The following is a 25284-nucleotide window of genomic DNA, read 5'->3' as shown; positions in this document are numbered from 1 at the left end:
GATAACTATGAAACGATATTTAATTTATTTATTAGCATTATCATGCACATATGGAACATTTGCATTCGGACAAACATTAGAACCTGTTAAAAGCAAGGCTGACATACAAAAAGCACTGAAGCAATCTCCGGCTTTATCATTTAAGGAGAAAACGCTTTCACCGTCCTTTGTTCTTTCTAAGGCTACGGATGCGTCACTAAAGGCCGATTTTAGTGTAAAATCAGAAGCAAGTGCAGAAATATTCTGGGAAGAAAACTTTGATAAGGGTACTGATTATTGGAAATTAGCATCCGAAAGTCCTTCTATAGTATGGGAAAACAAAGTTATGGAGGAGTCTAAAAGCTTCTCTACAATAGATAACACTAATATAACCTCATTATTTATAGAAGGTTCTTATCGTTATGGAGATAGAGGGCAGGCTACAGCCACAAGTAATGCTATAACTGTTCCTGCCAATGCTGATATATCTTTCTATGCAGGATATTCACTCAGTTTAAATCAAGGTTATTGTACGCTCACTTTAAACATATCTATGGATAACGACCAATGGTTGCCATTATGGAATAGTGATGACGAAAAAGAACCTAAAAACTGGGTATGGAGATATATTAAGAAGGATTTATCGGCTTATGCCGGAAAAACGGTTTATTTACAATGGGTGTATAATGGATACATGGGAGAGTTTGCCATAGACGGCATTACCATTTCCACCCCGAAAGTGATTGAGAAAGTAGAAGTAAAAACAGGTGAAACAATCTATTTGACAGACCTTTCGGTTGGTGAACCCGATAGTTGGCTATGGAATTTTCCCGGAGGTACTCCTTCTTCGTCAACACAACAAAATCCAACCGTTTATTACACAAAAGATGGTACTTATGATATATCTCTGACTGTCAGTAATTCGAATGGAAGCGATATCATAACAAAAACAGGATTTGTAGAAGTAACAGGAGAAAAGCCTGTTGCCGATATTTTACCGCCGGCTACATTCAGATACTTCTCAACTCGCCATCCGATGATTGCTCCTCTTGTTACCGTACAATATAAAGACAATTCACTTCACTATCCTACAAAACGAATGTGGGAATTTACAGGAATCGGTGAGGATGGAACACAAACAATTACCAGTTCAGAAGAAAATCCGAATGTAAACTATACTTTTTTACATGATCAAAATGTGAGCTTGGATGTATCCAATCAGCATGGAAGTTCTAGTACTTCATTAGATGTTTCTGTTGAATATAGCGGACTTATTTCCAATTTTCAACCGAATGATACTCCATTCACTTTTGATTTGGGAGACGGCTATGGCAGTTTTCCGGGAACAAATAAGATGAAGATAACCGAATATGCTGAAAAGTTTTCAAAACCTTCACGCCCTATTATGGTGTATGGAGTAAATGCTTATTTCACTAAGGCAACAGCAACAGAACTACTCGACCAAATAGCCGATGTAAGTGTAAAACTATGCAAAAGTGAAAACGGATTACCCGGAGAAGTATTGGAGTCATCTTCATGGAGAGTTTTCGAATTGGAGACAGGAGGAGGAACAAGCATTCCACCGACTACTTTTGAATTCAGCAAACCTGTAAGCATAAATGAGGAATTCTTCATCGTAATAAGTGGAATACCTGAAAAGAATGATGGAGTGGATGTACGTATGGCAACAGCAAATTTCCGAGATCATGGAAACACAGCTTATTTAAAACATAAAGATGAATGGAAAGCCGCAAGTGATTTCTTCCCGGCCGGGCAGAACCATACATCATATTTAGTAGCTCCTGCCATTGTTCATTCTGTATTAGCCCCTATTTCTGAGGTTCCGTTAAAAGTGGGCAAAGATGCAGGAGTGGCAGAATTAGCATTCTTTTCTTATTGTGGTTATGAAACACCGATTAAAATCGACCAAGACTGGTGCAGAATTACAAGCAAACCTAACGGATTGACTTTAGACACAATAAGAATCGCTTATGACAAATTACCGGAAGAACAAACGGAAAGAAAAGCCATTCTGACTATTACCGATGGAATGGACGAAGTAAACGTAGAACTTATACAATCGAAAGGTAATCCAAGCCAGATTAGTATAAAAGAAAAAGAGAATTTGATTAATACGACTTCATTCTCCGATGAATTTATTTTATCCATTCCTGCGAATACTAAGAATATACAGGTATCAAATGTAGCGGGTAAAATCGTTTATAGTTATAAACCAACGCCATTGGAACAGAATATTAAAATTAATTGTTCTAATTGGGATACAGGAATTTACTTAATTCAAGTAGGGAATAGAGTATTAAAGGGACTTAAATATTAAGTTTAAACAACAAAACAGAAACAATTCACCCCTGTTACAAAACCGTAGCAGGGGTGAATGCATTAAAACAGGGGTTATCAACTCCTTTAATATTTTATCCAAAACATATTCCCATCCTATTACCCTGAACAATCAAATCATGATCTTCAGTTACAAGTTTAAGTTTTCCCGCCACTTCTGATAAAGGAATAGATTTTATCGTATCGCCACATAAAGTAACCATACGTCCAAACTCCCCATTTGCTATTAATTCCGTAGCATGACCACCCATACGAGTAGCCAGATTACGGTCGAATGATGTAGGCGAACCGCCGCGTTGAATATACCCCAACACTGTTTCGCGTGTTTCAAATCCGGTTTCATATTCTATTTCCTGTGCTATAAACTCGCCTGCACGTTTTTTCCCATCGGTCAAAATTCCTTCGGCCACTACAACAATGGAATATGGCTTCCCACGTTTGAGACGATCAATTATCGTTCCTCCTACGTTCTTTATATCATATGGAATCTCCGGAATAAGAATTATATCTCCACCGCCTGCCATACCTGAGTATAAAGCTATCCAGCCGGCTTTATGCCCCATCACCTCTATTACCATCACACGTTTATGGGCACTGGCTGTTGAGTGCAAACGATCTATCGCATCCGTTGCAATACTGACTGCCGAATCAAATCCAAAAGAAAAATCAGTTCCCCAAATATCATTATCGATAGTTTTCGGTACAGACACTACATTCAAGCCTATACCGGCCAACTTTGCAGCAGTTTTCTGTGTACCGTTTCCTCCTATACAAACAATACAATCGAGTCCTAATTCTTTCACATTGTTCTGGATAATCGCCGGCTTATCCACGTCCGTCGGAGAAGTCTTCTTTTTGAAAGGTTTTTCCCGGGAGGTACCTAATATCGTGCCTCCCATATTAAGCAAACCGGATAAAGACTTATCGGTAAGAATCTCTACGTCATTATCCAATAAACCCTGAAAACCACTATGAATGCCTACTACATCCATCCCATAATGGTTAATGGCAGCTTTACATACGCCACGAATTGTAGCATTTATGCCCGGGCAGTCGCCTCCGGAAGTTAATATTCCTATCTTCATAATTTCACCACCTAAATATATTGCCGTAAAGATAAAAAAAAATAGAAGTATTATTGAATTCTTCAAAAAAAATAACTCTTAACTCCTTTATATTAATAAATAAACCTATTTTTGCATGATATTAGTAATTCTATTACCATAATGAATTCTACAAAATTTATTAGTAAACTGTTTAACTCAAGGCTAAAAGAAATAGACCTATATGCAACGCAATCCTATCGGATACAGGAAAACGTACTCCGAAGATTGCTTCATGATGCTTCAAATACCGAGTGGGGAAAGAAATATAACTATGCCGGTATCAAAAACTACAATGATTTCAAAGAGAAAGTTCCTTTACAAACATATGACGATATAAAACCTTATGTAGAACGGTTACGGTCCGGGGAAAATAATCTTCTATGGCCGTCTAGAATCCGGTGGTTTGCCAAATCATCCGGTACGACCAATGATAAAAGCAAATTCCTTCCGGTCAGCAAAGAGGCATTGCAAGATATTCATTATCGAGGAGGGAAAGATACTGTAGCTCTATATTTAAGGATGAACCCTAATAGTCATTTCTTTTCAGGAAAGGGACTTATTCTGGGTGGTAGTCATAGTCCGAATTTCAATCAGAAACACACGTTGGTAGGAGATCTCTCTGCCATTCTTATACAAAACGTTAGCGCTGCAATCAATCTTATACGAGTTCCAAGCAAGGAAATAGCTCTAATGAGTGAATGGGAAAATAAAATTGAAAAGATTGCTCAAAATACAATTAATGTAAACATCACAAACTTATCGGGCGTGCCATCCTGGATGCTTGTCGTCATAAAACGGGTACTTGAGATAAAAGGGAAACAAAGTTTGGAAGAGGTATGGCCCAATTTAGAGGTTTTTTTCCATGGAGGAGTAAGCTTTGCACCTTATCGTGAACAATACCGCCAGATTATCAAGTCCGACAAAATGCATTATGTAGAAACTTATAATGCTTCGGAGGGCTTCTTTGGCGTACAAAATGATCTTTCCGATCCATCCATGCTTCTAATGATAGATTATGGCATTTTCTATGAGTTTATGCCATTGGATGAACTGGATAAGGAGAATCCAAAAACATATTGTTTGGAAGATATAGAACTGAATAAAAACTACGCCATGATTATCAGTACCTCATGCGGATTATGGAGGTATATGATAGGAGATACCGTAAAATTCACATCTAAGAATCCATATAAATTTGTTATTACGGGACGTACCAAGCATTTTATCAATGCCTTTGGCGAAGAACTGATTATTGACAATGCAGAAAAAGGATTGGCAAAAGCATGTCAGGCTACCGGAGCTCAAGTCTTGGAATATTCTGCAGCACCGGTCTTTATGGATGAGAATGCAAAATGCCGTCATCAATGGCTGATTGAATTCTCTAAAATGCCCGATTCTATCGAGCTTTTTACCGAAACATTGGATAAATCACTAAAAGAAATCAATTCGGATTATGAGGCCAAAAGATATAAAGACATTGCTTTACAACCATTGGAAGTAATTATTGCCCGCAGAAATTTATTCCATGATTGGCTAAAACAGAAAGGCAAACTTGGAGGTCAACATAAGGTGCCTCGTCTAAGCAACAATCGAAAACACATTGAAGAGATGCTTTTTTTGAATCAAGAATAGGTCTCAGTATTCTAATTTATAACGAGTTATCCCAAAATAGCTTTATTATTTTCACTTCTTAAAGATATAATTAGGTAGTGAAAACGTCCCCTTGAGTGTTGCCTTACGCCTAAGGGAGTGTAAGCTGATACTCCCTTTAGTGAGAGGTAACGCTCAAAGGGGTGATGTGGCTCTTCTCCTAGGAAAAGTTATGAGGCTTATAAAAAATGACCTTGATGTTTTTAAAAAACATCGGGTTGATCGCAATCAATCATCGAGTTGATTTAAAAAAACGTCTAGACGATTGTAAATAGACATACGGTCGATTGATTACAAACTCCTATCGTTTATCATCAATCGACCGTATGCTTATTTACTATTACCTCTTAACTATTTCAAGACCTGCGGCGTTTTTATGGATTATTTGACGTAATCAAAAAAGGTTGAAACTATCTTCACCTCTTCACCATTTGAATGTATAACGTTGATACGTAGTGAATTATAGTGCATACATATTTTTTACTATTATTTGTAACAGTAAAAATAGGAGAGCAAAAAGAATGATCCATGCTCAACTCCCGATTCTTAACTAAAAAAAAGTACTTTCACTGTAACCTGCTATTCAGTAGAGATTTATATCCAAATCGTGATAAGTGAAGGCAACCCGAATGCAATTATGAAAACATACACAAAAAGAATGATCCATACTTGTGGATAGCACTACATCAGGATTTCGCATAAGGTTTAAATTAGTTTCTTCCCCCTGTTAAGACAGATGTTAACCGAGGGAAAAGTTTTTTAGTTAAAGAGTATATGAATAACGATATAGCAATCGTGAGAATCGGTATGGAAAAGTAGATTATTAGCAGATACAATGACGATTGCGGATGAAGCATGAGTATGCTTAATTTTATAATTTTACTGATAATCAAACCATGCAGTGCAAAGATAAAAAAACTACTTTCCGTTAAAAGCGGATGAATTTGTATCTTTTCTTTTCGGATTAATAACTCGCATAGATTCATCGTAAATACTATACCTGTGAGAATGGATACATTATAAGCATAAGCTGCTATTGCTGTTTCGGGAAATAATAAATTGATGATAACGAGTACAGGATAAGTAATATAACAGAGAATGTTTATTTTTCCCATTGTATCGACAATATTCAGTTTATTCAGGCTGAAATAGCTTCCGGCACTGAAAAATAAGAAGGTTGCAATAAGTTTGTTGTCTATCAAACCTATATTTGAATTGGCTACCCAAGTAATGCACACTAAAACAAGAATGGGCAGTTTGTATTTGCTTGTGAATAGGAACTTTATGAACGGGCTTAATAACGCTACATAAATTAAATTGCGTATGAACCAAAGTGGGCGATTGGGGGGAAGATCATAAGGTAGAATAATATGTAAAACGGCATTGTAGCATTCATTTAATTGTGACCATTTTGTATATTCGGGTATGGCAAAATGGCTGATGATAATGGATATGATGCCCAAGAAGTTCCAGATAAGATAGGGAATGAGTAACGTATGAAACCTCTTTTTCAGTTTACTGCTGTATGTTCCGGGACGATAGAAAAAGAGGAAACCGGAAATAAAGAAAAATAAAGGAACGCAAATGCCAGGTAAGATGTCACTGAATAGATTGATAATCATTTGAACCCATACTGACGGATTCAGTTTGTTAGGAAAATCGGCGTTGACTACCGTTATGATATCACTATGAATGAATACGACTCCTACGATTAATGGAAATCTCAGAAAAGAAATTATTTTTGATTGCAATTCTTCGTTTGTCATGATGCCTGTTTTCTTTGGTTTATGTTGTCAGTTCATCTGAATAGATGAATAATGTCGTTTTATTAAGTGATAGCCGTCACCTGTTTACCGGTCTAAAATCAGCTATCTTTTTATCATTCTTCAGGCACGGATTACACAGATTCCTCTTTGCTCTTTTCCACATAATCCGTGCCTAAAAGATAGAGAGTTAAGACTTTTGGTATGTCCTCATTTCCTTTAGCAAAAACAATGCTTTGTTCTCCGCAGCTTCCATGATTTCCCGTTCACCCGGACCTTTGTCATTGATGCCGCAAAGGTGAAGAACACCATGAATGATGGTGCGATGCAATTCCTCATCATATTCTGTATCGAATTGTTCGGAATTAGTGCGCACGGTATCTAAGCTGATAAACAAATCTCCGGAAATGATGTCTCCTTCGTCGTAATCGAAAGTAATAATGTCCGTATAATAGTCATGTTGCAGATATTCTTTGTTTACTTCCAGAATCTTTTCGTCAGAACAGAAGATGTAAGCTATTTCACCGACTTTCTTATTATAAGTAGCTGCTACGGCTTTTATCCAAGCGGTGGTTTCTCTTTTTTTTATGGCGGGCATCTTCACCCCGTCTGTTTGATAACTGATTGCCATGATTTATATATTATAAAAGAATAAGTAACAGATAAGTATTGCAGCAATGATCCCGACAAAATCGGCTATCAGCCCGCAAGTAACGGCATAACGGGTGTTTTTGATACCTACACTGCCGAAGTAAACCGCCAGTATATAAAAAGTAGTATCCGTTGATCCTTGAAAGATACTTGTCAGACGCCCTACAAAGGAATCAGCTCCGTATGTATTCATTGCATCGACCATTAGTCCCCGTGCACCACTTCCGCTCAACGGTTTCATGAAAGCCGTTGGAAGTCCGCCAACGAAACTTGTATCCAATCCACAAAGATTTACCAAATAGGCGATTCCATCGATGATGATGTCCATTGCTCCGGAAGCCCGGAATACTGCAATGGCTACTAATATGGCTACTAAATACGGAATGATGCGCACGGCTGTTCCAAAACCTTCTTTTGCTCCTTCTACAAATGCCTCGTAAACATTTATCTTTTTGCGGATACCTGCTGTAATAAAAATGATGATGACAAGGAATAAGAATATATTGGCAAACAAAGTAGAATAAGTATTTATACTTTCGCGTGGTAAGGTACTGAAGAAATAGATAATTGTCCCGATAATAAGACTTATTCCCCCAAGAAAACATAATATGCTTTTGTTTAGTAGATTAATACGTTGATAAAGACTGACGGCAATAACTCCTGCCAATGTGGAGAAGAAAGTGGCCAGCATAATCGGGATGAAAACATCAGTCGGTTGTGCGGCTCCCAGTTGTGCGCGGTAAACCATGATACTGATTGGAATTAGCGTAAGTCCGGAGGTATTGAGAACCAAAAACATAATCATAGGATTGCTTGCCGTATCCTTGTTCGGGTTTAACTGTTGCAGTTCTTCCATTGCTTTTAGCCCCATTGGGGTAGCAGCATTATCCAGTCCGAGCATATTTGCCGAAAGGTTCATAAAGATAGCACCGGTAGCGGGATGGCCTTTGGGAATGTCAGGAAAGAATTTGCAGAATACCGGGCTAAGCCAACGGGAAAGAGTGGCGATAAGCCCGCCATTCTCACCGATTTTCATAATTCCCAACCAAAGAGAGAGAATACCTGTCAGTCCGAGGGATATTTCAAATGCTGTTTTAGAAGAACTGAATGTGGAATTCATAATCTCTGTAAATACCTGTGTATCTCCTAAAAAGATAAGTTTGGCAAGCGCCATGACAAAGGCTATTACAAAGAATGTTATCCAAATGTAGTTCAGTACCATAAATCAGATCATTTTATTTGCATACAAAAGTAAGCATATGTTTTTAATAATATGTATTTTTGTCTTATAATATATAGGTGTATGACAGCAAAAGAGATTCAGCAGGAATTGGAGATGTATATTGATCCGGTTAAAAAAGAGTATCTTCCCAAGTTCTTCAAAACAGGTAAGGGACAGTATGGAGAAGGTGATAAATTTCTGGGAATAGTAGTTCCCAATGTTCGTTTGGTTGCTAAAAAGCATAGAGAAGAATCTTTTGAGACTGTGAAAGAACTGATGCGTTCGGAGTATCATGAGTGTCGGCTTTGCGGGCTGCTTATATTGGTAGAGCGTTTTAAAAAGAGCGATGAAAAGGATAGAAAAGAGATTTATGAATTCTATTTAAGTCAGACGGAACGTATCAATAACTGGGATTTGGTAGACTTGAGCGCATCTTATATTGTCGGAGAATATTTGAAAGACAAGTCCCGCGAACCTCTTTACCGATTGGCAGAAAGTGAGCTTTTATGGGAACAGCGTATTGCTGTTGTTTCAACTTATGCATTCATAAAAAACAGTGATTTCACCGATATATATGCACTAGCGAAGAAACTGCTTACCCACGAACACGACCTGATGCGGAAAGCTATCGGGTGGATGCTTCGTGAAGCAGGCAAAAGAAATAAGGATTTACTTGTTGCATTTCTAGAGAAATATTGCCTTGCAATGCCGAGGACTATGCTCCGTTATGCCATTGAGAAATTTCCGGAAGAAGAGCGGAAATACTATATGAGAAAGGAGTAATTGCATTTTTTCTTAAAAGACGAAGAATATCTTTTATCTTTTTATACCTTTGCTTCATTATCAGAATTTGTATGGAAGAAGATTTTAATATACGGGAACATCAATTAAATAGTAGGGAGAAAGATTACGAGAACGCTTTGCGACCGTTGAACTTTGAAGACTTCAGCGGGCAGGACAAAGTTGTCGATAACCTGCGTATCTTTGTAAAAGCAGCCCGTTTACGGGCGGAAGCACTTGATCATGTGCTTCTTCACGGCCCTCCCGGATTAGGAAAGACTACGTTGTCTAACATTATAGCCAATGAACTTGGAGTAGGTTTTAAGGTAACTTCCGGCCCGGTACTTGATAAACCGGGAGATTTAGCGGGAGTATTGACCAGCCTTGAGCCCAATGATGTCCTTTTCATTGACGAAATCCATCGTCTTTCTCCGGTAGTGGAAGAGTATCTTTATTCGGCAATGGAAGACTACCGTATTGATATCATGATAGATAAAGGACCTTCGGCACGTAGTATCCAGATAGATTTAAGTCCATTTACACTGGTTGGTGCAACTACCCGTAGCGGTTTGCTTACAGCTCCGCTTCGTGCACGTTTCGGTATTAATCTACATTTAGAATATTATGATGCAGATGTGCTCTCTACTATCGTCCGTCGTTCTGCGAGCATTTTAGATGTGCCTTGTTCCACTCAAGCTGCGGAAGAAATTGCCTCCCGTAGTCGTGGCACTCCCCGTATTGCAAATGCGTTACTCCGTCGTGTGCGGGATTTTGCACAGGTGAAGGGTTCGGGAAAGATAGATATAGAGATAGCCCGTTTTGCTCTTGAAGCTTTGAATATAGACAAATACGGACTGGATCAGATCGATAATAAAATATTATGTACCATTATTGATAAGTTTAAAGGTGGCCCTGTGGGGCTGACAACTATTGCCACTGCATTGGGAGAAGATGCCGGAACCATAGAAGAAGTATACGAGCCTTTTCTTATCAAAGAAGGTTTTCTGAAACGAACCCCGCGTGGACGTGAAGTAACAGAACTGGCTTATAAACATTTAGGACGAAGCATATATAATAGTCAACAGACGCTATTTAGTGATTAAGTGGCGTTTATAGTTTGAAGACATGGCAAATTTAAAAACATTAGCAAAAGAAACTGCCATTTATGGAATGAGCAGTATTATCGGACGTTTTCTTAATTATTTGTTAGTACCCCTTTATACGGCAAAGCTGTCGGCGGAGTCAGGAGGTTATGGTATTGTGACAAATATTTATGCGATAACGGCCCTTTTGCTTGTACTGCTTACATATGGGATGGAGACGGGCTTCTTTCGTTTTGCCAATAAAAGTGAGGAGGACGCGCAAACGGTTTATTCTACCACATTGTTATCGGTTGGCTCTACTTCTATCCTTTTCATTGTGCTTTGTCTTTTCTTTCTGAATCCCATTGCAAGCTTTTTAGAATATGGAAGTCATCCTGAATTTGTAGCAATGATGGCTATTGTGGTCGGTATGGATGCATTCCAATGTATTCCGTTCGCATATCTCAGATATAAAAAGCGTCCTATAAAGTTTGCTGCATTGAAACTGCTGTTCATCTTTACGAATATTCTGATGAATATCTTTTTCTTTGTCTGGGCTCCGGCTCTTTACAAATCGAATCCGGAATTGGTTTCATGGTTTTATGACCCCTCCTACGGAGCAGGCTATGCCTTCCTCGCCAACTTGATTTGTACATCTTTCATTATGTTGCTTTTCATTCCCGACCTGATTTCTGTAAAATATAAGTTTGATGCGGATTTGCTGAAGCGTATGCTCAAATATTCTTTCCCTATATTGATTTTAGGCATTGCCGGCATTTTAAACCAGACAGCAGACAAGATACTCTATCCTTTTTTGGTGGATAATAAGGCAGAAGCAGATGTACAACTTGGCATCTATGGTGCGGCAAGCAAAATTGCGATGATTATGGCGATGTTTACACAGGCTTTCCGTTTTGCTTATGAACCTTTCGTATTCGGCAAAAGTCGTGATAAGGATAGCAAAGAAATGTATGCCACAGCTATGAAATTCTTTATTATTTTTACCTTGCTGGCATTTTTAGCGGTTATGTTTTATATGGATATTCTGAAACATATTATCCGTAGTGACTATTGGCCGGGATTGCGCGTTGTGCCGATTGTGATGGCAGCAGAGATGTTTATGGGTATTTATTTTAATCTTTCTTTCTGGTATAAACTTATTGATGAAACCAGATGGGGAGCTTATTTTTCTATTATCGGTTGTTCCGTCGTCATCATCTTAAATGTGGTATTTGTTCCTATATATGGTTATATGGCTTGTGCATGGGCAGGTTTTGCGGGATATGCAACTGCTATGATACTTTCTTATGTAGTGGGACAAAAGAAGTATCCGATAAATTATGATTTGAGAAGAATCGGAAGTTATGCCTTGCTTGCTATAATTCTTTATATACCAGCCATGTATATACCGATTGAAAACATGTTTTTACGGTTAGCATTCCGTACCTTACTTTTGTGTCTGTTTGTTACTTATATTATAAAGAAAGATTTTCCTTTAAACCAGATTCCTATTATTAACCGTTTAATAAGAAAGTAATATGGAAAAAGAACAACCACGTAATATTCTTGCTATTAAGAAGTTTCTGAATGAGTATCTTGATTTACGGAAAGATAAATACAATGAATTAGAAACGATTGAATCCATTCGTAAAGGAGTAGAATTTAAAGGTGCCAATCTCTGGATTCTGATCTTTGCGATTTTTATGGCTTCATTGGGCTTGAATGTGAATTCTACGGCAGTTATCATCGGTGCTATGTTGATTTCTCCACTGATGGGGCCTATCATGGGAATTGGTTTAGCCGTAGGTTTAAATGATTTCGAGTTGATGAAACGTTCTTTAAAAAGTTTCTTGATTACAACAGCTTTTAGTGTAGCAACGGCAACTATTTATTTCCTGTTTACACCGCTCAATGAAGCTCAATCGGAATTATTGGCACGTACATCACCTACGATTTATGACGTTTTCATCGCACTTTTTGGTGGTTTAGCCGGCGTTGTCGCTCTATCAACAAAAGATAAGGGTAATGTGATTCCCGGTGTAGCAATTGCAACCGCATTGATGCCTCCTCTTTGTACGGCAGGATTCGGCTTGGCAACCGGTAATCTGATTTATTTCCTTGGAGCATTTTATCTTTATTTTATAAATTCTGTATTCATAAGCGTAGCTACATTTATCGGTGTACGTGTGATGCACTTCCAGCGAAAGGAATTTGTAGATAAGGCTAAAGAGAAAAAGGTTCGTCAATATATTGTGTTATTAGTGGTATTAACGATGTGTCCGGCTATTTACCTAACGGTAGGTATCGTAAAAAGTACTTTCTTTGAAAGTGCCGCAAATAATTTTATTAATAAAGAGTTGAACTTCCAAAATGCGCAGATATTGGATCGTAAGATTAGCTATGAAAAGCGTGAAATTAAAGTCGTTTTAATCGGTACGGAAGTACCTGATGCCTCCATTGCTTTGGCACGGGACAAGATGAAAGAATACAAATTAGAGAAAACTACTTTAATTGTCCATCAGGGAATGAATAACGAAGGAGTGGATATTTCTTCTATCCGTGCGATGGTTATGGAGGATTTTTATAAGAATAGCGAGCAACGTTTATTAGAGCAACAGAAGAAAATAACATTATTGGAGAGTAGTTTGCAGACTTATAAGGGGTATGATGAATTGTGCAAACAATTAGTACCCGAATTGCAGGTATTATATCCTTCTACGAAATCATTGTCCATTTCTCGTACAGTTGAAATGAATGTCGATTCTTTACGTGCAGATACACTGATATTAGCCGTAATGAAGTTTGATAGAGTTCTGAAAAGTGCAGAAAAAGATAAGATTTCAGAATGGTTGAAAGCAAGGCTGAAAGCCGATAAATTGAAACTAATTGTAGAATAGGAAAGTAGGTTAAATGAGGAAGAAAGTTCTTTTATTGCTTTATTTATTGCCTTTGTTACATGTTTATGGTGGTGAAGGTATGTGGTTGCTCAATAATTTAAGTGAGCAAACCAAACAGTTAATGAAAGAACTGGGTTTAGAGATTCCTGTCAGTCAAATTTATAGTACGGACCAACCTTGTCTGGAAAATGCTATCGTTAGTTTTGGTGGTTTCTGCTCCGGAGTTGTTGTTTCGGAAGATGGTTTGATCTTTACCAATCATCATTGTGGGTTTGACGCCATACAGCAACATAGCACTGTTGAACATGATTATTTGAAAGATGGCTTTGTGGCGCATACTCATAAAGAAGAACTACCTAATCCTGATTTGTACGTAAGCTTCCTGGTTCATACGGAAGATGTTACTCAAAGGATATTATCTGCCGTAACAGATGGAATGAAAGAACAGGAACGTCGTGTTGCTGTTGATTCGATGATGATGCTTATTCAAGATGAGTATTATCAAAAAGACTCCCTGTTACGATACGTAATAACGCCTTTTTATAGTGGCAATGAGTTTTATCTATCCGTTTATAAAGACTATAATGACGTACGTCTCGTCTTTGCGCCGCCTTCTTCTGTCGGTAAATTCGGTTGGGATACGGATAATTGGGTTTGGCCGAGGCATACAGGTGATTTTTCCGTATTCCGTATTTATGCAAATAAAAACAATGAGCCGGCAGAGTTTTCACCGGAAAATGTTCCTTATCATCCGGATTATGTAGCACCTATATCATTACAAGGATATAAAGAAGGTTCTTATTGTATGACAATCGGGTATCCCGGCACTACAGAACGTTATCTTTCTTCTTTTGGGGTGCGTGAACGGATGGAAGCCGATAATACGGCGATGATTGAAATCCGTACGGTAAAGCAGGCTATATGGAAAAATGCCATGGAAAACAGCGATTCTATCCGTATTAAATATGCTTCTAAATATGCCACCAGTTCCAATTATTGGAAGAATAGTATCGGAATGAATAAAGCGATAACTGATCTGCATGTCATTGAAAAAAAACGATTACAGGAAAGTAACTTAAAGTATTGGATTCAGGAGAATCCGGATGAGAGAAATAAATATATTCATGTCTTAACGGATTTGAAGTTGAATTATCGTAACCGCAAAGATGCTATGCGAGCTCTGGCCTTCTTCCGTGAGGCTTTTTTAAACTCTTCTGAGCTTATATCTTTGGCATTGGGTATTCTTAATTTTGATTTTGACGATTCTTCGGAAAATATAGATCGGAATAAAAAAGAATTGGAAAGTATCTATGCCGATTTTGATCCTTCTATTGATAAGGAAGTGTTTGTCGCTATGTTGAAAGCGTATAAGAATGAAGTGGATGAGACATATCTTCCCGAAATTTATTCCGAAATAAAAAAGGACTATAATAATGATTACCGTAAATATGCGGACTACTTGTTTTCTCATTCGGAATTGACTACGCCAAAGGGCTTTCAGCGTCTGTTAGAAAGAGATTCTACTTTCGTTTTGTTTGAAGATCCGGCTGCACAATTGGCTTTAGATTTGTTGGTGAAATATTTCGATTTGAATCAATTGGTGGAAAGCTCTTCTATGGTGATAGAACAAGGAGAACGTCTTTTGAACGTAGCTATTCGTGAAATGGATGAAGAAAGAAACTTTTATCCGGACGCGAACTCCACAATGCGTATGAGTTTTGGTGTTGTGGGAGGATACTCTCCGAAAAATGCGGTTCAATTCAAGTATTTTACTACTACGAAAGGTATCATTGAAAAGATAAGAGAATATAGAGGAGATCCTGATTTTTATGTTGAACCGGCTTTGCAAGATCTTCTAGAAAAGAAAGACTTTGGGAAGTATGCCGATTCTACAGGAGAAATGAACGTCTGCTTTATTTCGGATAATGATATCACCGGCGGTAATTCCGGTAGTGGTATGTTCAACGGGAAGGGAGAACTTATGGGGCTTGCTTTCGATGGTAATTGGGAGGCAATGAGCGGTGATATTATTTTTGAACCGAAATTGCAGAGGTGTATAGGAGTAGATATTCGTTACGTTCTTTATATTATTGAGAAATATGGTAAGGCTTCCCATTTAATTCAGGAATTGCAGCTCCGTTAGTCGGACGCTTTAATAAATTCACCGATTTTCATGCGTATTTCTTTTTAATTCGCACCTTTTTATTAAATTTGTGGAAAGAATATAATAGCCTTAGATGATATTGCAGAGATATAAGCTATTCTTAGGATGTATAGTTGTCTTTTTGTTAACATCGATACCGATGTATGCACAACAAGATTGTGACGCCTTGATAGAATCTGCAGTTGAGGCGGCGGATAAGAATGATTTTGTCACTTCACTCGAACTGCTTTCCAAAGCGAAAGTTATGGCGGAAAGCAGGCATTTACCCAAAGAACAATTTAAAATTTTAAGTATCATGGGAGTTAATCAGGCAAAGATGCTGAATTACAGTGATGCGTTAGAGAATTTTATGGCTGCCTATAAAATAGCAGTGAATGAGCTGGATGTAAAGAGTGAAATGAGGATTATGAATAATATAGGTAGTTTGTATCTCTTAGATCATAAATATAATAAAGCAAATGAATATTATAAGAAAGTTTATGATTATGCCAAAGATACAAAAGATACAATTTTTACCGGTGGCTGTATTATGAATATTGTTTTGACAGCCAGCTATATGGAGAACGTAAAAGAAGCAGAGAAGTTTTTACAGGTTGCTTCCAATCTCCTGAAAAATTATCCGAATGAGATGTTGCGTGTCAAATCACTCACTGTATGTAACTTAAGACAAAAGAAGGAATATGCCTCAGCCGAAAGTTTAGCGCTCGAGCTGCTTCCTCAGTTTCAAAACAGTGGGGATCAGGAATTGAAAACAGGCGTAGTGTTGGAGTTGGTTGAAGTGTATAAGGAGGAGAAAAGATTTGATGAGGCTATTCGCTATGCAGAAGAAGCTTTAGGGTATAACATCAATATCGAAAGCAAGAAAGATATATTTGCTTTATTGTCGGACCTATATAAGGAAAGTGGAGCTTATAGAAAAGCAATAGCTTATAAAGATTCATTCATCTACGCTTTGGATTCTTTGAATGTGATAAAGGATCAAAAACGTTTTGAGAATACGCGCATTAAGTTTGAGTTATTAAAGAATGAAAAAGAACTATCAGACAGCCAGGCTAAATTAAAGATTCTATGGATCGTTTTTATTCTTTCCGGATTAATGGTGCTTATTTTGATATGGGCATTTGTCAATAAGCTGGCGAGAGATAAACAACGCAAAAAGATTATTGAGCTAGAGTTGAAGCAAGAAAAAAACGATAAACTGATTTTGGAGAACAAGCTGAAAGAGCAAGAAACTTTGGCCTTATTGGAACAGGAGCGTTTGAAAAACGAACAGGAGAAATTAGAGCACGAGATAGAATTAAAGAATAAAGAGTTAGTTTCAAAAGCTTTATTCCTTGCAAATCGAAATGAGTTGATTGCCAATTTAGTAAATACATTGTCCGAGTCTCAGGATTTGTCTGCCAACCCTAAGTTAAAAGACAATATCCGACAACTGAAGAATCAATTGAGAGAGAACGGAGAATGGGATAGTTTTATGACCCATTTTGAGCAAACAAATCAGCGTTTTATTGTTGCATTGCGGGAGAAACATCCCAGTCTTACGGCTAATGAAGTTCGTTTTTTATCTTTTATTTATATCAACTTAAATACGAAAGAAATATCATCGCTGTTGAATATAACGCCGGAATATTGTAAAAAGAAAAAGCAGCAAATTTCTCAGAAAATGGGTCTGACAAGTACTTCCTTGCTTTATAGCTATTTGTTTAGCCTTTAATATTTTTCTCTCTTTTTTATCCTTACCTCCCTTTTTTATCCCCTTGCAAAATATGATTTGGTGATTGTATTTCTCATATTTGCATATCAATGTGATACTGCAAGCGTTTCTTTATATTTCAATTAGATACATCGATATAATAACTACTAAAAATGACTCTTATGAAGAAAATTTACTTATTCTTATTTTTGTTGTCGTTCTGTTATCAGGTAATGGCACAAAATAGTTCATGTGACATGGCTATTCCTATTTCGGAGGGAGGAGGAACACAATCCGTTACTTATGTAGAGGGACAGAAAAATTATTGGTACTCTTATACTGCTCCGGTAGATAAAGATATGCTTTTGAAGATTTCAGTTCCGACAGAGTTTGAAAGTATAAAACTTCAAGGAGTAGCATCCTGTGATACTCCTCTTAATTCATATCCATCAGCAGCTTCTAGTGGCCTGGAGATACAGATTCCTAAAGGAACTTCTTATTATATTGTTTTTCAGCAACCAACTTCACTTTGGGGAGCACCACCTCCAGAGGTCGAAATTTCAAGTTTCGAGGTAACTATAAAAGAGATTGTTTTGGGTGGTGCGATTTGTGATGACGCTCTTGTTTTAAAAGACGGTGTGAATACGATACCGGCCAATGGTTCCAATTATGTCTATACTACTTGGGTTAGCTATACTCCGGCAATAACCGGAAGACTAGTGCTTACATTTCCTAGCGGTACTCGTATTTATAATGTGAAACGTTATTCAGATTGCGATGGAGAGGCTACAGATATAGCTGGAAATGAAAAGATGTATAAGATGTCTGTAACGGAGAATGTTCCGGTTCTGTTGAAACTGGATAATCAGAAACTCTGTGATGTGACAGTTGCTTGTCAAACGGTGGAACAAGGAGATGACTGTGATAATCCTATAATAGCAGTCGATGGTGATTTAAATACTTGTAAGGCTTCTAAGATAGGAGATCACTGGTATAGCTTTACAACAAATAAGAGTGGATTTTTGGTGGTTAGCTCTTGTAACATGGATGTTGATTTTTCTGGAAAAGTATTATTGCACGAGAATTGCAGCAGCTTCCAGAAAAAGACTGCCGGAGTCTGCCCTGAAGGGAAAGGATTTTATCTTCGTTATGAAGTGGAAGCACAAAAGACGTATTTGATCAATATTAATTTGACGACTTCTATGACGGCAGATTTCCATTTCTCGGTAAATGTGGAAGATTATCAATCCGGAGATAAATGTGACAAGCCTCTGGTTGCGACCAAAGGTGATAATCCAATTGCCGGTGTAGCAGGAACTTATTGGTATGGTTATACACTGACCGATCCTTCTTATCTGGAGATTTCTAATATTGGTGTAGCAGATTTCGCGGGAAGTCTTTATCTCTATAAAGATTGCGAAAGTAGCTATATTGCTTCAGGAAGTAAAGATTGGACGAATGGAGGAGTTTCATTAAAATATACGGCAAAGGCAGGAACTTATCTGTTTAAATTAGAACTCACAACCTCATGTAAACCGTTTAATCTTAAAATTACTGATGCGCCTGTAAAACAAGGAGACGAATGTGATAATCCGTTTAATGCAAAGTCCGGTGAAAATAGTTGTATAGGAAAGGGAACAGTTTGGTATAGTTACGAATCAAGTAAAGATGGATACCTGGAAATTGCAACGGTCGGTGCATTGGCTGATTTCACGGGGTCTTTCCAAATATATACAGATTGTGGGGCTTATGCTTCTGTACGGGCTTCAAGTACTCCGGTTGAAGGTGGAGGAGCTTCTTTAAAGATGAAAGTAGATGCAGGAAGTATTTATTTGATAAAATGGACCTTTTCTTCTGATTATCCGGAATTTAAATTCAACGTTGGGGAATCTGATTACGAACCCGGCGAAGCTTGTAGTAAACCGTTATCGGCTGTTTTGGGAGATAATGCATTCCCTTCGGAAAAAAGGAGTACATATTATAGCTACACTCCCGAAAAAGACGGATGGCTGGTAATTTCTATTTGTGATGCCGATTGGAATAACTGGAGCGGAGCTGTAACAATTCAGAAAGATTGTAATTCGTCTGCATTGCCTGTGCAAAAAGGAACTTGTTCCGGCAATATAGGAACTACCTATAAAGTAGAAGCATCAGCCGGTAATTCATACGTTATATGTGTTACGAATAATACGACCTTTAATCATGATATGTCCTTTACATTGGCAGTCGAAGATTATGCTTTGGGAGACGCCTGTGCTATGCCTATTGAATTAAGCAGCGTGGCTGAACCAATTACTGTAGAACGAACTCTTGGAAGCACGTGGTATAAGTTTATTGCGGATAAAGACGGGTTCTATACAATCAGTAGTAATACGCTCCCCGGTGGAACGATTATAATAGGAGGTTCAGGTTCTTCTACCATACAAGTAAAAACAGGTGATTGTTCCGGTCAACTGATATCTTCTACTTATACATCAGAGGGCTATGCAGTGAAGGTTGGAATTGCTGCAGGAACTTCGGTTTATGTAAATATTATTATTGGACAAGAAAAAAGTGGCGTCACTTGGTCTGTTACCTATAAGGTTGCGCAAGAAGGAGAACTATGTTTTAATCCGAAAAAAGTAGAAGTGGATGAAACGGGTACTACACTTATGTGTCCTACTGGAGAAAGTTCTTTATGGTATGCCATTACTCCTAAGAAAGAAGGTAAATTATTGATTTCAACTTGTGGTAGCGGTAATGCCGTAGACGAGAAATTTGATTTCTATACAACTTGTGATGGACAACTGCTCGAAGCAGAGGTAGACTACTGTGAAGATATGTCGGGTCATACTGTATTATTGGATGTTAAAGCCGATGCCGTGTATTTGCTGAATTTGAAGAGTTATTATGACAATGCTCCTACGATTAATGTTGCTTTGGAGGTTGCTCCCGGCTTTGATTGCGAACATCTGATTCATGCAGCATCAGGATCAAATGTGTTACCGCTATTGGATAGAGCGAGAGAGACCTATTATAGCTATACACCGGAGAAAGACGGTTGGTTGAAGATTTCTCTTTGTCGTGAGGACTGGGAAGGTAATGTGATTGTGAAAACGGACTGTAACTCTGAGAATATGCTCGTGCGTCAGTCTGCTTGTCCGGATGAAACGGGAATTGCTTATAAGACTGAAGTTACTGCCGGCACCGCTTATATTATTTGTATTACAAATACAGTAACATTTGCGGATGAAGTATCATTTGATTTGTCGGAAGAAGATTATGCTGCCGGTGATTTGTGTTCCAATCCGATAGAGGTAAAGGTGGGTAAAGATGGAACGTCATTTGTTTGTCCGGCAGGTGAACAAGTTGTATGGTATGGCATAACTCCGGCTGAAGATGGAAAGTTGACCGTATCTGCTTGTGGTGAGACGGGAGATGCAATACCGGCAATGGATTTCTATACTACTTGCGATGGAGAGGCACTCGTGACGGTTAATAATGATTGTCCCGATGGGTTTGGCAAGATTGTTTCATTGGAAGAGGTGAAAGGAAATACGGTTTATCTGCTGAAGTTGACCAGTCATTTTGGGAAAGCGACCACTATTGATATAACTTGGCAGACTCTTTCCTCTATTGATGAAGGAAAAGATTTATCGAAACGAGTATTCATTGCCCCAAATCCGAATAACGGAACGTTTGTGATTGATTTGAATGCATTTGATGCAAACCGGGCTTTGAGTATCGAGGTGACCAATGTATAGGGACAAACTTTATATATGGAAGATGTAAATAGTAGTACTGCAAGCGATTATAATATCCATTTATCCCATCTGCCTTGCGGTATGTATTTTCTGAAAGTGACTGACGGTGAACTGAATATAACAGAAAAGTTTATTGTCAAATAATCACGTGCGCATTCGTTAGCGCATAAGAGAGCGTTGACAATTATCTAAGGAGAAAGAAATCCGTATCTACGGGAGCGGATAATAAAACGGAGAAGTCGTAATAATAGCGGCTTCTCCGTTTCATGTTTAATGTTTGCAACAAAATAGTTAAAGTCTTTGTATACTCTCAAAGTAACAATTGCCCGCAAGTTTCATCCTTCAGTTTGCCAATTCTGCATTGATACCGAATAAGTTAGACTGAAAGATGGAATCATTCAGCAGATATACTCATCATTCATTATCGCTGAACCTTTTTCTTAAAGAAAGTTCAGGATAACAGGCTGATAGTCAAACTTAAATTCGTAAACTGAAAGATTGAAGGTTATTTGGGGATAATTCGTTTTTTATACTGTTTTTCACTTATAAACACCTTGATGTTTTTTAAAAACATCAGGTTGATTGAAAAAAACATCGGGACGTTTGAAAACAAACATACGGTCGATTGTTTGCAAACGATAGGAGTTTGTAAACAAAGGACCGCACGTTTGTATTCAATCGACCGTATGTTGAAAACCACTCCCCGATAACTATCCGGGGAGCTGTTAAAGTATAGTTATTTTTTCTTTTTACGTCTTGCCCATCCCTCTTCACTGAAGTCAGGTTCCTCACCTTTCATGAGTTGTTGCCAATCATCTTTTTTCTTCGGACCTCTGGCTGCATATCCGCGTTCCTCTCGGCTAGGCTTGTTTTTAGGCGGTTTGTTTTTAGAGTAAGAAATGTTTGATTCCTTTTTATATCCTTTTTTACCACCTTTGCCTGCTCTGCCGTTTCTTCCGCTTTCTTCTCCGGCTATTTCTACGGAAACTTTTCTTCCGTTTAAATCCACCTTATTAAGAGAGCTGATAACATCTGCTGCTTGTCCTTCGGCAACTTCAAAGAATGAAAAATTCTGCATGAGGTCTATACGTCCGATGCGCGGATGTTGTTTCTTCATGTTACGGTTAATCAATTCAATGATTTGGTTGGCATAAAAACCATCTGTTTTACCAAGGTTAAGGAACAGACGGGTAAATCCCGGTTCTGCTTTGCGTCCTGTCTTTTCACGGTCACTTCCGCGTTCTTTGCGTTCTCTGCTGTTTCTTTCGCCCCGGCTGTCTGTAGGAGTTTCTATTTCTTTCGCATTCCGGTAATATTCAAGGAAGCGATTAAATTCCAAAGAAACCATGCGCTTGATGACATCTTCTTTAGTAAGCCATTCCAGTTTGCGATAGATTCCCGGAAGGAAATCGGCTATCTCTTCTTCGTTTACTTTTACCTTTTCAATATCATCGATCACCTTTATCAACTGTTTCTCACAGATTTGCTTTCCCGTAGGCATCTCACCAACAATGAATTGCTTGCCGATAATACGTTCTATCTCACGCATTTTGCCTTTCTCGCGCATATTGATAATGGAAATGGATGTTCCGGTTTTACCGGCACGTCCTGTTCTACCGCTACGATGTGTATAACTTTCCGTATCATCGGGCAATCCGTAATTGATAACGTGGGTAAGATCGTCCACATCCAACCCTCTGGCAGCTACATCCGTTGCAACCAATAATTGCAAATGACGTTGACGGAATTTCTGCATAACCAAATCACGTTGTGCCTGTGACAGTTCTCCGTGAAGGGAGTCTGCGTTATAGCCGTCTTGTATCAACTTATCTGCTATTTCCTGTGTTTCTTTACGGGTACGGCAAAATATGATACCATATATTTGCGGATAATAGTCGGCGATGCGTTTAAGAGCGAGATATTTATCTTTTGCGTGAACCATATAGTAGATATGTTTCACGTTCTTTGTTCCTTCATTTTTTGTCCCGATTACGATCTCCTTCGCATCCTTCAAATATTTTTTGGATATGCGGGAGATTTCGGGTGACATAGTTGCGGAGAACATCAATGTATTTCTGTCTTGCGGCACTTCAGCAAGAATGGCGTTTATGCTGTCTGTAAAGCCCATATTGAGCATTTCATCAGCCTCATCCATGATTACATTGCTGACTGTTGCCAATTTTACGGTCTTGCGCTCCATCAAATCCAACAAGCGTCCCGGTGTAGCGACAATAATATGTACACCGTTTTTGAGGCTTCTTATTTGGCTTTCGATGGAAGAACCTCCGTAAACCGGGAGAACTTTCAATCCGTCTATGTATTTGGAATAATCGTTAAGGTCACCTGCTATCTGCAAACAAAGTTCGCGGGTAGGACAGAGGATAAGTGCCTGTGGCACGCGTTCTTTTACATTAACTCCTTGTATAATTGGTAGCCCGAATGCGGCTGTTTTACCTGTACCAGTTTGGGCGAGTGCCACTACATCGTTACCGTTTCCTAATAAATATGGAATTACTTCTTCTTGTACCGGCATGGGATTCTCATATCCCATTTCTTCAATTGCTTTAAGTATTTCCGGGGAAACGCCTAACTCTTTAAATGTCTTCATTAACTTTCAAATATCTATTTGTCGGCAAAGATACGCAGAAAGTATGGAATATCAGTAAGATGTGGCGAATTCTTTTGAGACGGAATTGTAAAGGCTCATGCATACATTGGCAGAGAAATCTTTCCCATATCCGATAATTTCATCCCAATCTTGTTCGCGGATATTGTTCAAATCTCTATAACGGATATCTCGTTTCAGTAGTCCGTAAATAACCCCGGCATTGAAGTTATCACCTGCACCTACTGTGCTAACGGCATCCAGTTGCTTTACTTCATATTCTTTTGAAATACTATTGGTACGCAGGCTTATGTTTCCCGCTCCGTTTGTACAAAGAAAGTTGGGACAGTAGAATTGAATCTTGTTCTTATAGATTTGGTCTACATCCGTTAATCCATTATACATATTGGCAAAATCCTGATCCGAGCCACGTACGATATCGGCATATTCCAGATTCTCAATGATGATGGGAGTGAGTTTTAATGCTTCATCTTTATGAGTATCCCGAAAATTAGGATCATAGTAGATAATCGCCTTTCGTTCGCGCGCATAGTCAAGAAATTCCACTACTTTATTGCGTAATACAGGGTTAAGGGCGAAATAAGAACCGAATATAACTATATCGTCTTCCGCAATAGGAGGAAATGTAACATCCAGCCGTTGTTTGGGATAATCTTTATAGAAAATATATTCGGCATCGCTCTTATTATTTAGGAAAGCTAAAGACACAGGGGATTTGCCATCGGGAAAAACGCTGATGTACTCCGTACTTACATGGCTTTCTTCCATGAAGTTTTTAATGATATTGCCTACTTTGTCATTGCCTGTTTCGCTGATAAAGCAAACATTTACGCCCATTCTTCCTAAAGAAATGATTCCATTGAAAACAGAACCACCGGGAACAGCAGCCGTAGGTTGCTCGTCCTTAAACAAAATATCCAGTATCGTTTCTCCTATGCCGATTACTTTACGCATAATGATAGCTATTTACAAAGTGTTCTCGATTTCTCTCCAAGATAGCCTCCATGATGACGTTTGGAGTAGTCCATAATGGTAAAACCGGTTCTTTTCATTGTTTCCACCACTAAAATATCTCCGATGACGGTCATGACCGTGGTGGATGTTGTCGGGGTCATCCCTAATGCACAGACTTCTTTTGGATTGCCGGTACAAAGACATACATCCGATTCTTTTGCAAGCGGGCTATCCTGATTGCCGGTGATGACGATAAATTTGAGATTCGGATTTAGCACTCTTGAGAGCTGCGTTAATTCTATGATTTCTCTTGTCTTGCCGGAATTAGAGATGAGCAGTAACAAATCATTCTCTTGAAAAATACCTAAGTCACCATGTTGCGCTTCACTTGGATGAAGAAATACGGAAGGTATTCCGGTAGAACAAAAGGTAGTGGCAATGTTCATTGCTATTTGTCCGGCCTTGCCCATGCCTGTCGTGACAAGCTTACCTCCTTTATTGTGTACTTGTTCTACAATCATATTGATCGCTTTTTCATATTCATTGCCGACAGGTATGTTCAGTACGGCTGCAGCTTCTTTCTGCAAAAGCTCTTTTATTGATTCCATCATCGTTT

General features: G+C 38.4%; 17 protein-coding genes. 10 read left to right on the top strand and 7 right to left on the bottom strand.

The features are described from left to right. Nucleotides 1-7: 7 nt before the first annotated feature. Nucleotides 8-2317 carry a PKD domain-containing protein gene (locus tag DXB63_RS00600; protein WP_122124431.1) on the top strand — a complete coding sequence of 770 codons (2310 nt, stop codon included), beginning with the start codon at nucleotides 8-10 and terminating at the stop codon, nucleotides 2315-2317. Between the two features lie 94 nt (nucleotides 2318-2411). Here DXB63_RS00600 and DXB63_RS00595 read toward each other — a convergent pair whose 3' ends face one another. Further along, complete coding sequence (locus DXB63_RS00595; protein WP_122124430.1) at nucleotides 2412-3422, bottom strand: ATP-dependent 6-phosphofructokinase; 1011 nt, start codon at nucleotides 3420-3422, stop codon at nucleotides 2412-2414. A 141-nt stretch (nucleotides 3423-3563) separates the two neighbouring features. On the opposite strand from DXB63_RS00595, the gene DXB63_RS00590 reads away from it, so the two are divergent. Further along, entirely contained in the window at nucleotides 3564-5075 is a 1512-nt protein-coding gene (locus DXB63_RS00590; RefSeq protein WP_122124429.1) for a GH3 auxin-responsive promoter family protein, read from the top strand. 728 nt (nucleotides 5076-5803) lie between these two features. Here the strand turns inward: DXB63_RS00590 and DXB63_RS00585 are convergent. The 3 genes from DXB63_RS00585 to DXB63_RS00575 form a co-directional block, all read right to left on the bottom strand. Beyond that, nucleotides 5804-6859: an acyltransferase family protein gene (locus DXB63_RS00585; RefSeq protein ID WP_122124428.1), complete on the bottom strand. Its 1056-nt coding sequence runs from the start codon at nucleotides 6857-6859 to the stop codon at nucleotides 5804-5806. Between the two features lie 187 nt (nucleotides 6860-7046). Further along, nucleotides 7047-7487 carry an rRNA maturation RNase YbeY gene (gene ybeY / locus DXB63_RS00580; protein ID WP_122124427.1) on the bottom strand — a complete coding sequence of 147 codons (441 nt, stop codon included), beginning with the start codon at nucleotides 7485-7487 and terminating at the stop codon, nucleotides 7047-7049. Between the two features lie 3 nt (nucleotides 7488-7490). Next, nucleotides 7491-8729, bottom strand: a complete 1239-nt coding sequence (locus DXB63_RS00575; protein ID WP_122124426.1) for a nucleoside recognition domain-containing protein — start codon at nucleotides 8727-8729, stop codon at nucleotides 7491-7493. Nucleotides 8730-8810: 81 nt separating this feature from the next. Here DXB63_RS00575 and DXB63_RS00570 point away from each other — a divergent pair, with 81 nt between their 5' ends. From DXB63_RS00570 to DXB63_RS00535, 8 genes are all read left to right on the top strand, one after another. Continuing rightward, nucleotides 8811-9512, top strand: a complete 702-nt coding sequence (locus tag DXB63_RS00570; RefSeq protein WP_122124425.1) for a DNA alkylation repair protein — start codon at nucleotides 8811-8813, stop codon at nucleotides 9510-9512. Between the two features lie 71 nt (nucleotides 9513-9583). Next, the gene (gene ruvB, locus DXB63_RS00565) at nucleotides 9584-10612 is read left to right on the top strand and encodes a Holliday junction branch migration DNA helicase RuvB (RefSeq protein ID WP_122124424.1); all 1029 of its coding nucleotides are present in this window, start codon (nucleotides 9584-9586) and stop codon (nucleotides 10610-10612) included. 22 nt (nucleotides 10613-10634) lie between these two features. Then, on the top strand, nucleotides 10635-12128 hold the full coding sequence (locus tag DXB63_RS00560; protein ID WP_122124423.1) for a lipopolysaccharide biosynthesis protein: 1494 nt from the start codon (nucleotides 10635-10637) through the stop codon (nucleotides 12126-12128). 1 nt (nucleotide 12129) lies between these two features. Then, entirely contained in the window at nucleotides 12130-13488 is a 1359-nt protein-coding gene (locus DXB63_RS00555) for a TIGR00341 family protein (RefSeq protein WP_122124422.1), read from the top strand. A gap of 13 nt (nucleotides 13489-13501) precedes the next feature. Beyond that, nucleotides 13502-15631, top strand: coding sequence for a S46 family peptidase (locus DXB63_RS00550; protein WP_122124421.1), 2130 nt, complete (start codon nucleotides 13502-13504; stop codon nucleotides 15629-15631). A gap of 160 nt (nucleotides 15632-15791) precedes the next feature. Further along, a complete protein-coding gene (locus DXB63_RS00545) occupies nucleotides 15792-17366 on the top strand; it encodes a tetratricopeptide repeat protein (RefSeq protein WP_122124420.1) in 1575 nt (524 codons plus the stop codon). 161 nt (nucleotides 17367-17527) lie between these two features. Further along, the gene (locus tag DXB63_RS00540; RefSeq protein WP_147332238.1) at nucleotides 17528-21088 is read left to right on the top strand and encodes a hypothetical protein; all 3561 of its coding nucleotides are present in this window, start codon (nucleotides 17528-17530) and stop codon (nucleotides 21086-21088) included. Between the two features lie 15 nt (nucleotides 21089-21103). Beyond that, complete coding sequence (locus tag DXB63_RS00535; RefSeq protein ID WP_122124418.1) at nucleotides 21104-21232, top strand: T9SS type A sorting domain-containing protein; 129 nt, start codon at nucleotides 21104-21106, stop codon at nucleotides 21230-21232. 592 nt (nucleotides 21233-21824) lie between these two features. Here DXB63_RS00535 and DXB63_RS00530 read toward each other — a convergent pair. The 3 genes from DXB63_RS00530 to DXB63_RS00520 are packed head-to-tail and all read right to left on the bottom strand — an operon-like array spanning nucleotide 21825 to nucleotide 25279. Then, nucleotides 21825-23696, bottom strand: a complete 1872-nt coding sequence (locus DXB63_RS00530) for a DEAD/DEAH box helicase (RefSeq protein ID WP_122124417.1) — start codon at nucleotides 23694-23696, stop codon at nucleotides 21825-21827. A 51-nt stretch (nucleotides 23697-23747) separates the two neighbouring features. Continuing rightward, nucleotides 23748-24668, bottom strand: coding sequence for a carbohydrate kinase (locus tag DXB63_RS00525; RefSeq protein ID WP_122124416.1), 921 nt, complete (start codon nucleotides 24666-24668; stop codon nucleotides 23748-23750). A gap of 8 nt (nucleotides 24669-24676) precedes the next feature. Then, entirely contained in the window at nucleotides 24677-25279 is a 603-nt protein-coding gene (locus DXB63_RS00520) for an SIS domain-containing protein (protein WP_122124415.1), read from the bottom strand. Nucleotides 25280-25284 lie beyond the last annotated feature (5 nt).

This window comes from Bacteroides sp. OM05-12 (assembly GCF_003438995.1).
Taxonomy (GTDB): domain Bacteria; phylum Bacteroidota; class Bacteroidia; order Bacteroidales; family Bacteroidaceae; genus Bacteroides.
This window is presented reverse-complemented; position numbering and strand designations above follow the sequence as displayed.